The organism is Streptomyces sp. NPDC059037 (assembly GCF_042740015.1).
In the GTDB taxonomy this organism is placed as follows: Bacteria; Actinomycetota; Actinomycetes; order Streptomycetales; family Streptomycetaceae; genus Streptomyces.
In genome coordinates this window covers 1-12,077 of sequence record NZ_JBHYIG010000235.1, presented here as the reverse complement: position 1 = coordinate 12,077, position 12,077 = coordinate 1, and the positions used below count along the sequence as shown (strand labels likewise).

At 72.9% G+C, this 12,077-nt stretch carries 8 protein-coding genes; 1 reads left to right on the top strand and 7 read right to left on the bottom strand.

The window, feature by feature from the left end; translation table 11 throughout:
- Positions 1-171: 171 nt before the first annotated feature.
- The 7 genes from fxsT to ACFWY6_RS34455 form a co-directional block, all read right to left on the bottom strand.
- Positions 172-3,204: an FxSxx-COOH system tetratricopeptide repeat protein gene (gene fxsT, locus ACFWY6_RS34485; protein ID WP_384699027.1), complete on the bottom strand. Its 3,033-nt coding sequence runs from the start codon at positions 3,202-3,204 to the stop codon at positions 172-174.
- A gap of 54 nt (positions 3,205-3,258) precedes the next feature.
- On the bottom strand, positions 3,259-4,419 hold the full coding sequence (locus ACFWY6_RS34480; protein ID WP_384699025.1) for an aKG-HExxH-type peptide beta-hydroxylase: 1,161 nt from the start codon (positions 4,417-4,419) through the stop codon (positions 3,259-3,261).
- 101 nt (positions 4,420-4,520) lie between these two features.
- On the bottom strand, positions 4,521-4,799 hold the full coding sequence (locus ACFWY6_RS34475) for a hypothetical protein (protein WP_384699022.1): 279 nt from the start codon (positions 4,797-4,799) through the stop codon (positions 4,521-4,523).
- Between the two features lie 133 nt (positions 4,800-4,932).
- A complete protein-coding gene (locus tag ACFWY6_RS34470) occupies positions 4,933-8,037 on the bottom strand; it encodes an SAV_2336 N-terminal domain-related protein (protein WP_384699033.1) in 3,105 nt (1,034 codons plus the stop codon).
- 16 nt (positions 8,038-8,053) lie between these two features.
- Positions 8,054-9,067: a MoxR family ATPase gene (locus ACFWY6_RS34465; RefSeq protein ID WP_361811984.1), complete on the bottom strand. Its 1,014-nt coding sequence runs from the start codon at positions 9,065-9,067 to the stop codon at positions 8,054-8,056.
- Between the two features lie 131 nt (positions 9,068-9,198).
- Positions 9,199-11,256 carry a trypsin-like peptidase domain-containing protein gene (locus ACFWY6_RS34460; protein ID WP_384699019.1) on the bottom strand — a complete coding sequence of 686 codons (2,058 nt, stop codon included), beginning with the start codon at positions 11,254-11,256 and terminating at the stop codon, positions 9,199-9,201.
- Entirely contained in the window at positions 11,253-11,663 is a 411-nt protein-coding gene (locus ACFWY6_RS34455; RefSeq protein WP_384699016.1) for a CU044_2847 family protein, read from the bottom strand. Before ACFWY6_RS34455 ends, ACFWY6_RS34460 begins: the two co-directional genes overlap by 4 nt.
- A gap of 120 nt (positions 11,664-11,783) precedes the next feature.
- On the opposite strand from ACFWY6_RS34455, the gene ACFWY6_RS34450 reads away from it, so the two are divergent.
- Complete coding sequence (locus ACFWY6_RS34450; RefSeq protein ID WP_003961784.1) at positions 11,784-11,966, top strand: DUF6104 family protein; 183 nt, start codon at positions 11,784-11,786, stop codon at positions 11,964-11,966.
- Positions 11,967-12,077: the final 111 nt, after the last annotated feature.

Genomic DNA, 12,077 nt, shown 5'->3' with positions numbered 1-12,077 from the left:
AGTGCTCCTGTGAGTCCTCTCTTATGATCTTTTTGTCTGGGTGCCTCGTCGGGGCGGTGGCGTGTGCGCGGGCGGGGCCGCCGCGCCCCCCCCCCCCCCCCCCCCCCCGGCCCTTTTTGGGCTGCGGGTGTGTTGTGGTTGCTCGCGCAGTTCCCCGCGCCCCTTACGGGGCTAGCCCAAGTACGCCTCGAAGTCCCAGTACGGGCGGTTGCGCTGGCGGGCCGAGAGGGTGTGCGGGTGCTGGGCGCCGAGCGTGCGGGTCAGTGCGAGGAGGCCGTCCTCCTCCAGCTTCTCGGCCTCCTCACGCTCCCGCAGCGCACGCAGGTCGGCGGCGAGCGCCACCTGGCAGGACAGGGTCAGCGGGTGTTCGTCGCCGAGCGTGTGGCGGGCCCGCCGCAGGGTTTCCCGGCTCAGCTCGGAGGCCTCCACGATGCGTCCGTTGAAGTTACGCGCACCGGTGGCGTTGAGCGCGCAGCCGAGCACCCAGGGGTGGTCGGCGCCGAGCGTGGCCGTCAGGCCGCCGAGCGCGGACTCGAACATCGAGAGGGCCTCGGCGCGTTCACCGGCCGCCTGCATGATCATTCCGGTGTTGGCGACCATGCCGGTGGCGACGGGGTGCGCGGGTCCGAGCAGGGCGCGGTAGCCGGCCTCCGCCTCGGCGATCAGGTCCCTGGCCTGGCTCAGATCCCCGTGCTCGCGCAGGTAGTTGCCGTAGTCCGTGATGAACGACAGCGTGCGGTAGTGGCCGCGGCCGTGCACCTGCACCAGCTGGTCGAGAAGGCCGGCCATCGTGGCCCCGACGTCCTGCTGGAAGCCGCCCTCGCGGCGTCGGCTGAGCGCCAGTTGGGCGCGGGCGTTCAGGGTCTGCGGGTGCTGCGGCCCGAGCACCTGTACATGGAGCCGCAGCACGGACTCGTGGCGGGCCACCGCGTCGCGGTAGCGGCCGAGCAGCCGCAGATCGTGGGCGCAGGCGTTGCCGGAGTTGAGGGTGTTGACGTGCCGGGCGCGCAGCACGCTCTCGCGCCGGGCGAGGGTCTCGACGTCGAGGTCGTACGCCTCCTGATAGCGGCCGAGCAGCCGCAGGCCGACGCCCAGGTTGTGCCGGGCGTTGAGGGAGACCAGCTCGTCCGGGCCGAGGAGCCGCCCGGCCTCCTCCAGGACCTTCGACTGAAGCCCGATGGACTCCTCGTACTGCCCGAGGTGGCGCAGACTGGCGGCCATGGCGCTGTTGGTGAGCAGTTCGCCGAGCTCATTGCGCGGGGTCGCGCCGCGCAGCCGCTCCAGCTGGCCCTTGTCGAGCTCGTACGCCTCACGGAAGCGGCCGCTGGCCCGCAGGATGTTGCCCTCCTGCCGGGTCAGGTCCAGCATGGGCTGGGCCAGCGGGTCCATGAACCCGGACCACCGGTGGCGGATCTGCTCGGCCAGTTCGAGCCCGGCCTTGAACTCACCGCTGTTCAGGCAGTAGCGCAGACAGTTGAGTACGGCGACCTGAACCCGCTCGCTGGTGCTCGCGAGGGTGCCCGAGGGTTCCAGGTGAGGCAGCAGCTCCGCGTACCGGGGCCAGTTCCTGCTGTCCATGGGGTTGCCGGGGTCCGCTTCGGCGAGCAGCCTGCGGACGGCCCTGCGGTAGGTCTCGCGGCCCTCGTCGTCGGTGAGCCGGGTGACGATGTCGTGGACGAGCCGGTGCATGTGCACCGACTCCTGGTGCGGGCCCATGTCGGCGTTGGCGGGACCGCGGTTCTCACGGCTGAGGACCGAGTAGTTGACGAGGGTGTCCAGGGCCCTGGTCCAGGCGGGCAGATCCGTGGCCATCCAGCGCAGTTCCTCGGGCAGATCGGCCTGCGGGTAGGCGCGGATCAGGCCGAGCGGGATACGGCCGGGGGCGAAGGACGTACACAGATTGAGGACGTCGATGGCCTGCGGCTGAGAGCGACGGAGCCGGTTGATCAGTATCGACCAGGAGGTCAGGGACGACTGGGGCAGGCCGTCACCGGTGGAGAGTTCGTCGGCGGTGGAAAGACGCCGCTCCCGCACCATGCGCAGGTATTCAGGTGCCTCCATGCCCGATTCGCCGAGCCAGGAGGCGGCCTGGACGAGCGGCAGCGGGACGTCGCCGAACTCGGCGGCCACCTCGTCGGCCTCTGCCGCGGTCACGTGCGGGGCGCGGCGCATCAGATAGCCGGTGGACTCGGACCGGTCGAAGCTCGGCACATCGAGCAGGTCGGTGTGTTCGCCCCAGCCGCGGTTGCGCGAGGTGATCAGGACGTGGCCGGGGCCGTTCGGCAGCAGGACGTTCGCGCCCTCGATGTCGTCCCAGCCGTCGAAGATGACGAGCCAGCGGGAGTGCGGCTGGCCGCGCCGCAGCGCGTCGCGCACCGCGCGGATGCGCTCGCCGGGCTCGTTTCCGCTGTTCAGGCCGAGCGCGACGGCCAGTTCACCGAACCGGTCGCGCTGGATGTTGCGGTCGTCGGAGTTGACCCACCAGACGGCGTCGTAGTCGGGGCGGAAGCGGTTGGCGTACTCGGCGGCGATCTGGGTCTTGCCGATGCCGGACATGCCGACGAGGGTGCAGGCCGCGTTGCCCCGTTCGGCGTCGGTGAGCCGCTGGTGGAGTTCGAGGAGGAGGTCGTCGCGACCGGTGAACCGGGGGTTCCGGCGCGGTACTTCGCCCCAGATCTCCGGCTGGGCCTCGGGGAAGCGGACGCCGCGGCCCGGGATGGCCCGGCGGGAGACGGACCTGGCCTCCAGGCCGAGCCGGCTGAGCAGACGCTGTTCGGCCTCCTCCTCGCCGAGGCCCCACAGGGCGGCCGGTTCGAGGACGGCGGTGGCCGGAAGCAGGGGGCGGTTCGTCAGGTTGACGGCGGCGAACCGGTCGGCGTTGGCCGCCACGAAGCCGCGCAGTACGTCGTTCCATTCGCTGGCCGGTCGCGGGCCCAGCTCGAAGAACCAGTCGTTGAGGACGAGGAGCACCCGTCCACGGGCGAGCAGCAGGTCTCCGAGCGCGTCCGCGAGGGGCGCCTCGCGCTGCGGGTCCCACCGCTGGAGGACGGCCTGGTGGCCGTGGCTCTCCAGCCGGTGGGCGATCCAAGCGGCCCACGGCCGGTGGTAGCCGGGGAAGACCACCAAGAAGCGCTCCGGCCCTTCCGCGCCGCCCCGGTCCGAGGTCCGTCGTCCGGACCCGCCCGACCGCCGTTCATCCGCCATCTGTACTCCCTCTGCACCTGCACGTACCCAATGTCACTAATCGTGGACACAGTGTCATCCGAGAAGCCGGGAGCACCGGCCAAGGCTCGCGTGGTGTCTGCCCATTTCTCTGGTGAACTCCCGCCCCTCAAAGGTCAGTTCATCGGATTCGAGCAGGATCGACAAGGCGCTTTCGACCTGATCGCGGTATGCGTCGAACTGCTCTGTGGACCGACGCCGCCACGACCGGGGCGTTTCGGTGCCGGCGCCCGCCCGTCGCCACAGGTCGGTGAGCGCCAGATGGGCATAGGCGCCCTGGAGGACGCCCGCTATGGGGCGGGGGTCCGGACGCCAGCCGACCCGGTGCACGGCAGCCCCACCCGGCTCGCACAGCGGTACGAGCTCTTGCAGGGCGGCCAGTTTGGTGTGGTGCGCCTCATGGACGAGTACTTCCGCCATCTCCTCCGCGCTGACGGGCAGTTCGGTCAGGACCGCCCCGGGTGCGGCCCGCAGGGTGGCGCTCATCGGTTGCCGCGCGCCGTGGCGGACACCGGGTCCGAGCGGGACCACGGCCCGCAGGACGGCGCCGATCTCGGTGACCCGGCCGGGGTCGGTGGCCAGCAGGAGCCGCCGGGCGCCGCGCCAGCGCTCCGCCCAGGACCGGTGCGGCGCCTGGCGTCGCTCGGCGGCGGGCAGCGCGGCGGGACCGATGCCGGAGGCCGGTACGCGGTAGGGGTCCAGGTCGTCGAGTACGACGGTGTCGTCGGGCAGGTCACGCAGCCCGGACCAGCCACGGCCGCCGCCACGCGGCCGGCCCCCCGGTGGAACATGCAGGAGGGTGCCACCGGGGATGCCGCCGCCCTCCGCCCGCAGCAGCCCGTCCCGGATCCGCAGCCGGGCCCGGCCGGCCGGGCAGCGAAGGACACCGAGCCCCGGCAGCGCGAGCAGGCCCGATGGAACCTCGACGGCCATGGTGACCTGACAGCCCGCGCGCACGGCGGCGGTGGCGGCGACGGCGCCGAAGTGCGTGAGATGCCGTTCGAACGCGGGCCCGTCGGGCACGGAGAGGTTCGCCGCGAGCCAGGCGCCGGTCATGGGGTAGTCCAAGACGTCCCGGACAACGGCGGGACGGGCCAGCTCGGCCTGCTCGAGGACCTTCCAGTCCCGGTCGAACCGTCGGCGTACGACGGGATCCATCCGGTCGACCCGGGCGATGAGGGCCTTGAGGAGCACCATACGGCGGGTGTACAGCCCGGCACGCAGTGCCGTCGCACCCGTCGGGAGGGGTCTGGTCCTGGCCAGCTCTGCGAAGACCGCGGAGGATACCGGCGCCAGCGTCACCCCGCCCTTTCCTCACCGGGCGACAATCGACCGCTTCCGGCCGGAAACTGGTGGTCGGCGGGGATTCTGTGGACCGGGTCGGGGTCGGTGGGGCCGTACCAGGACTCGCCGAGATCCCGCGAGTGACCGAGTACGCGCTCGACCGCCTCGGCCAGCCGTGGATCGTCCATGGCACGCAATGTCCGCAGGTCCACGTGGGCCAGGTCGAGCAGGAGCGGAGCTCGCCCGGGGCCCCCTTCGGGGCCGGTCACCCATTTCACCTGCTCCGACACCATCGGCTCCTCTCTCACGACACCCGTCCCGTACGGCCGTCACGGCTGCACGGTTCTTCCCGAGGCCGGTGAAACAGAAACCTGTTCGACTTAACTCCGGCCACACGTCCGTTTGTTGCGCGGTGCGCACTGCTTGCTACGCGGTGAGCACTGCCCGCACCCCTCCCCAGGTGCACCACGGCGGGGACGCCCGGTCCCAGTCCTCGTCGGACAGCCGGTCGGCACCGGGAAGGGCAAGCTCGTCGGCACCGACGGCCACCGCTCTGGCGCGCGTCAACTCGACTTCCTGCCAGTCCACTTCACGCAGTACGCCGGTCAGCTGCCGCCACTCGTCGGCGGCCGACCGGTAGGCGGTGCGCGCGGCGGCCGAGCGGCCCATCAGTTCAAGGACGCCGCCCTGCCCGTGCAGCGCACGCGCCGCCGTCACCGACCCCGGCGTACGGCCGTAGGCGATGCGGGCCTCCTGTTCGGCGTGCTCGTACGCCTGCAACGCCTCGGCGAGCACGGGAGTTCCGGTGCGGCGGCGCAACTCGACGATGACACGGCCCAGTTGGAGCCGCCCCTCGGCGCGGACCCGTGCGTCGCGCGCACCCCGGATCGCCTGGCCGAGGAGGTGGCGGCTCTCGAACAGGTCGGGCAGGAAGCCGAGATGACGGAAGCGCTGGGCGAGCGCGCTGCCCACCAGGCCGAGCAGCCTGCCGCGGTCGGGGGCGCGCGCGGGCAGCGCCGTGAGCGCCTCGCGCAGCACGTTCTCGGCGCGGTCGACGATCGCCGCGCCGGTCTCCGCGGCGGCTCGGCGCAGCAGCGACTCGCCCCAGACGGTGAGCAGTCCGCTGCGGCGCTCGCTGTCGGGCGGCGCGAGGTGGGCGGCGGCTTCGTAGGCGCGGTCGGCGTTCAGGTGGTCGCCGTTCGCCTCGTGGAAGGCCGCCCGTGCGGAGAGGCAGCGCAGGCGCAGCGCCGGGTCCGTACCGGCGGCCTGTTCCGCCCTGGCGAACACGGCGGCGGTCTCCTCGGGGGTGTCGACGACCGCCAGGGCTTCGGCCAGGTCGAGCAGGGCCGGGCAGCGTACGCCGTCAGGAGCGCCGTCGGCGTCCAGCATGTCGCAGGCGGCGCGGAGTTCGCGGGCCGCGGCGGCCGGATTCCCGTCGGCGAGCAGGAGGCGTCCGCGGCGCAGCAGCAGGGCGCGGCGGCGGTCGGCGGGCCACTGCGCGGGGTTCCCCGGCAGCGCGGCGAGCGCCCGCTGAAGGAAGTGCGCGTCCTGCGTGGTGCGCCACAACTCGTGCTGTACGGCGGCGAGTTCGAGGGCGACGTCGGCGTGGGCCGGGCTGCCGTCGGCGGCCGCCGAGAGGGCTTCGTCGAGTACGGCTGCGGCCTCGTGCAGCAGGGTGAGGGCGCGCTCGGTCCCGCGCACGCGCGCCGTTCCGGACTCGGCGCGCAGCACCCGGCCGAGGACGAGACGGGCCCGTACGGAGCTTTCGGCGTCCTCGGCGGCCCCGTCTCCGCTGCCCCGCAGCGCCGCCTCTGCCTGTGCCCGCGCGCGGAGCAGCACGGAGGGGTCCGCCTGGTCGTGCCACCTGGCCAGGAGCCGCTCGGCCTCCAGGAGGGGCTCGGCGGCCACGAGGTCCGGTTGGTAGAAGCGCAGGACGCGCGCGGGGACCGTGGCGAACAGTTCGGACTCGACTCCCGAGGTCGTCGCGTCGGCGATGTCGTCGGCACCGGATGCGGCGTCCGGGTCGCCTTCCTGCTCGTCGTGACCGGCGAGGCGGGCCGCCGCGAGGGCGGCGAAGTTGCGGGTGCCACGGTCGAAGTGGCGTTCCACATAGGCCGAGCAGTGCTTGAGCACGAGGCCAGCGGCGGCCCGGTCGAGGGAGCTGAGGAGCAGCTCCTGGACGCGTGCGGGGTAGACGAAGCAGGGCCGCGCCTCCGTTCCCGGCAGCTGCCTGAGCAGCCCGCCGAGCAGCACCTCGGCCAGCTCCATGGGCCCGGTGTCGGGCAGCATGGTGCGCTGGACGAGCTGCATGACGGGCAGCGAGAGCGGGGCCGCCGCGAGACAGACGGCGAGCCGCATGGCGCCGGGCGACGCGGTGGCCCGGAAGGCCCGCAGCAGCTCGTCGTCGCTGCGCCCCGCCGGCGGTACGGGGGCGAGCGGGGTTCCCGAGCCGTCGGACTCCGGGGTCACCCAGGCCGCCCAGCCGGGCACGGGTCCGCCCTGACCGGCAAGCAGCCGCGCCCAGGCCGCGAACGCCTCGGGGGTCGGCTGCAGCACGGGGATCGCCTTGGCTCCGCGGGGCAGCGGCTCCCACGGCTCGTCGGCGGGGTCGAAGACGGTGCGGCCGCCCGGTTCCGGCGTACGCGTGAGGAGTCCCGGCTCGGCGGGCAGTGCCGTACGCGCCCACAGCCGGGAGGGCAGCGGCTGGATCACGGCGATCGGCGAGCCGCCCGGCCAGGTGCGCAGCAGCCGCTGCGCCGCGCCGCTCTGCCACAACGGGCCCACGCAGTCGCTGACGACCAGGGTGAGGCGGCGGCCCGCCGGATCGTGCAGCTGATCGGCCGAGCGCAGGCGGGTGCGGCTGTGCGGTCCTGTGGTGGTGCCGACGAGCGGGACGCCGTCGCCGTTGTCGTACAGCTGGTGGACCTGGACGTCGCGGAAGACGCCCGACTGCTCGCAGGCCTGGCGCAGTTCCTCGACCAGCTGTTCCCACACGGCCATCGCGGGCCCGGTGTCCATGAGCAGCTGGACGTCGACGCTCCGGTGGCGGGCCGCGCGCAGGACGGGGACGAGGAGGCCGGTCACGGCGAAGCGTTCGGCGGTGGCGTCCTCGTCGAGGCTGCCGTCGACGGGGCGGACGGGGTACGGGGCGTAGCGGCGCAGGGGGCGCAGGGCCTGCTGCAGGCCGAGCAGTCCGGGCAGGGCGGCCGCCGCAGGGGCGCGCACGGGAAGCCCGGGTCCCGCGTCACGGGAGTCCGCCGTGCCGCCCGGCAGGTGCAGGGGCACGTCCGCGGATCCCGCCGCCCGGAGCGGCGGTTCGGGGGCTTCGGCGGCGGTTCCGTCGGCTCCCTCCCCCGCCGGTTCCCGGTTGTCGCCGGACCGCGGTGGGGCGGTGTCCTGCGGGGCGTCCGGTTCGCCGGGCCGGGAGGCGTGCGGGAGCCACTGGGCGAGCCAGACGGCGTCGGCGACCTCCTCGGCGGTGGGGTCGAGGCCGCCGTCACGGAGCCTGCCGATGAGCTCTCCCAGATGCATCCGCTGCACCGGGCCATCACCTCGAACGGTCGAGTGGCCGCATGAGCAAGGTGGCGATCCGCTCCCGGGTGAGGCGCTCGGTGTGCGGGGCGTGCTGGGTGAGATAGAGGGCGTTGAGGAGCTGGTCGGCGGCGATGACCTCGCCGGGCTCGCGTTCCAGGAACCGGTCGATCAGATCCCGGCCATCGGCCGCGCCCGCGCCGCCGAGATGGGCCTCGACCATCGACTTGAGCTGCTCCTCGCCCGGCGGCTCCAGTTCGAGCTGGACGCAGCGCCTGAGCAGCGGGGCCGGGAAGTCCCGCTCGCCGTTGGAGGTGAGCACGATGAACGGGAACGTGGTGCAGGCGATCCGGCCTCCGGTGACGGTCACCTTGCGGCCGTCGTCGGTGAGCACCTGGACGGCGGGTTCGCGGTCCGCGATGCGTTCGAGCTCCGGTATCGCGAACTCGCCCTCTTCCAGGGCGTTCAGGAGGTCGTTGGGGAGGTCGAGATCGCTCTTGTCGAGCTCGTCGATGAGCAGCACGCGCGGCAGGTCGGAGGGGAGCAGCGCGGTGCCGAGCGGTCCGAGCCGGATGTACGAGCCGATGCCGGGCGCCGCCGCGTGGCCCCCCGGCTCGCCCTGGGCGCGCTCCAGTTGGACGTCCTGGAGGCGGCCGATGGCGTCGTAGCGGTAGAGCCCGTCCCGGAGGGTGGAGCGGCTCACGATGGGCCAGCGAAGGACCCGGCCGAGGCCCAGCTCGTGGGCGACGGCGTAGGCGAGGGTCGACTTTCCGGTGCCGGGGTTGCCGGTCGCCAGGAGCGGGCGGCGCAGATACAGCGCGGCGTTGACGGCGTCGGTCTCGGCGGGCCTGGGTGCGTAGTTCTCGACGAGGGTGCGCTGGAAGCCGAGCCTGCGGGCCGTGCTCGGGTCGGTGCCCGGTTCCGCGTCCCGTCCCGATGCGGCGAAGTCGCGCCAGGGGGGCGGGGCGGGTAACCGCTGCACACCGTCGTGCGGCTCACCGACACCGCGGTAGATCCGCCAGTCATTCACCTTGGGCTCCTCCCGGCTCTGGTGAGGCCGCGCAGCGGGTACAGGCGACGATGACACTACCGCCGACCTGCCCGGCGTTTCGACCCTGATTCCGGTCCCCTTCCGGCCTCCTTCCGGAATTTGACGGTCCATCAAGTCTCCATGGGTGGGGGCGAGATGGCTTCAGTACCATACGGCGGACGGTCCGGCGGGTCGAACAGAACGGCGATTCCGTCGGCCCATCCGGAGTCGGCGGCCAGTTCCGGAGTGCTGGCGTGGACGCGCAGTTCCTGGATGCGCTCGCGGAGTCCGGCGGCGCTGCCGGCCTTGGCCAGAAATCGGCCGGCCCGGTCGTGGAACTCCTGGCAGTCGTCGTGGTTCTGGCCGTTGCGCCGCCACAGGGCGAGCGGGTGTCCGGCGGCGAGGGCGGTGGACATGGCGGCGAAGCCGTCGCCGTGCTCGACGTGCCCGCAATAGACCGGCACCGATCCGCGCTCGGCCCCCATCAGCCTGCCGAACGCCGCGGGCCTGCTCTCGCGGCGTACGGACGGGCCGTGCCCCGACACGGCGGCCTCGTCGCGCAGCGGCACGGCGGCCAGCGGGCCGTCGGCGGCGTTCCACAGCCGCCGCCACTCGGGGATGGCGTCTCTCGCGTTGCGCCTGCGGTCGCGGATGACGACGACCCGGCGCCGGCCGAGCGGCATGTAGGGCGGGTCCCACTCGTCGTAATCGTCGTCGGCTCCATCGGGTATCAGGCGCCAGGCGTCGATCGGTTCGTCGAACAACTGCCGTGGCAGCAGGGCCTCGACGGCGGCGAGGTTCTCTCCGCTGTCGCCCTGGCGCAGCGCGCCGGCGAGGGGCCCGCGCAGGGTCCTGCGCAGCTGGGAGCGCGGCACTCCACGGTCGTCGCCGTCGAACGGGCTCACGTCGCGGCCGTCGAACAGCAGCTTGACCCGCCACGGGTAGCGGCCGCCGTAGTCGGGTTCGCCGACCTCCACGAGGACGTCGGCGCGGGCCCGGCTGCGGTTCTCCCGCACGGTCGCGGTGGGCGGGGGCGCGACGTCCGTGCCGTTCAGGACCGGGGCGAGGGCGCGGCCGATCTCCTCGGCGATCGGGCCGCGGGCCATCTCGGACCGGAAGGTCACCCAGTCGGCGAGGTCGCGCAGCGCCTGTGGCGCGGCCGTGTCGCGGCGGGTGAGCGCGGTGTGCCGGGCGACCTTCGCGGCGTACAACAGCACGGCGTCGAGGTCGAGTTCGTGCGGCTTGGCCTTTCCCCGGATGTCCGGCAGGTCGTGCAGGAGCCCGGCCCCCTCGCGCCAGCTGCGCGGGCTCTGCTCGATGGGCGAGCGGAAATCATCCGCCAGCACACGGGACTTGACCTTTTCGACGAGCTTCATGACCTCGCCGGGGCCGCTGGGCGGCGGGAGTTCGGCGAGCAGGCCGTACAGGTGCACCCGCAGGTCCGGGGTGAGTCCCGGTGCGCCGCGGGTGCGCAGCTTGAGCTGGGTGCGCGTCCAGTCGTCGGAGCCGCCTTCGCGGTAGCGCCGCAGGTGGTGGCGGTCGTGTTCGCGCAGCACCGTGTGCAGGACGTCGCCGCCCGGCAGGTCGTACAGCTCGTGCAGCGCGGTGACCGGGACCGCGAGGCCCTCGCTGCGGCCGACGGCCTTGACCACGGCGATGACGGCTCCGGACTCCCGGTCGACGACGGGCCCGCCGGAGACTCCCTCGACGGGCAGGACGCCGGTCAGCAGCAGCGTCCTGGTGTCGTGCGCCTGGGCCTGGCCGAGCCCGTCGCGCACTCCGAGGTCACCGGTCTCCCGCGACCAGCCGTGCAGGCTGATCTCGGCGGGGATGGACGGGGGCCGCTCGCTCAGCCAGACGCAGGGGGCGTCGCGCGCGTCCGGGACGTGGACCAGGGCGATGTCGGGGACTTCCCAGCGCGACCGGTTCTCCTCGGGGACCGAAGGGCGGGGCTTGGCAAGGACGACCCTGCCCGTGGCGGTGCCGCCCTGCCAGACGACGCCGACGGCCTGCTCGCTCCGCCACACTGCGGCTCCCCCCTTTCCCACGACATGTGCGCAGGTCAGCAGCCACTGAGGGGCAATGAAAAAGCCCGAGCCCCAGTAGTGGTCACCGTGCTGCTCATACCCCTCGCCGGGCTCCACGATGCGCGCGAGTGAGGGGCGCACTGTCCCCTGGAAGGCGCTCATTGCACGCCAGTCGCCGTGGCCGTTGGTGCCGTCGCGGGTTCTGTCGCTGGTTCCCTCGCTGGTTCCGTCGCGGGTTCCGTCGCTGGTTCCGTCCAGGTCAGCGACACGGAAACGGACGCCTTGCCGCCGCCGTCGGCGAGGACGCTGACGACCTTGCCGGACTGGGCGGACAGCTCGATGCCGAAGTTCACGGCGACCTCGACGGGGCCGGTGGGTGCGAGCCCGGCGCGCAGGGAGCACACCACCCCGCTGACGACGTCGCTCAGTCCGCTCGCCATGTCGATGACGCGATCGCCGACCCCGGTGTCCCGGAAGCCGCTGCCGCCGTCGATTTCCTGTGCCTCGGTGATACGCGCCCAGACGGCGGTGCCGTCGTCGAGCCGAATCTGTGCGATCCCATCCGTCACAAAGACCCCCGTTCCCCCATGACAAGGAGGAGAAGGCTAACTCGATGCATGGGGCAAGGGCGAGGGAATGACGCCTATCCTGGCTGAGACAGAGCGTTTTCGAGTCCAGCGGAGCCCCCCTTGTACTTCACCGACCGTGGCATCGAGGAACTGGAGAAGCGGCGCGGCGAGGAGGAGGTCACCTTCGAGTGGCTCGCCGAGCAGCTCCGCACCTTCGTCGACCTCAACCCGGACTTCGAGGTGCCGGTGGAGCGCCTCGCGACGTGGCTGGCCCGCCTCGACGACGAGGACGAGGACGAGTAGGGGTACGCCCCGAAGGAGCGCCCCGAAGGGGCGCGGGGCTGGGACAATTGACTCTCCCCCCCATTGTCGCCCCCACCCCCGGCAAGTCCGCCGTCGAACGGACGCCACCCC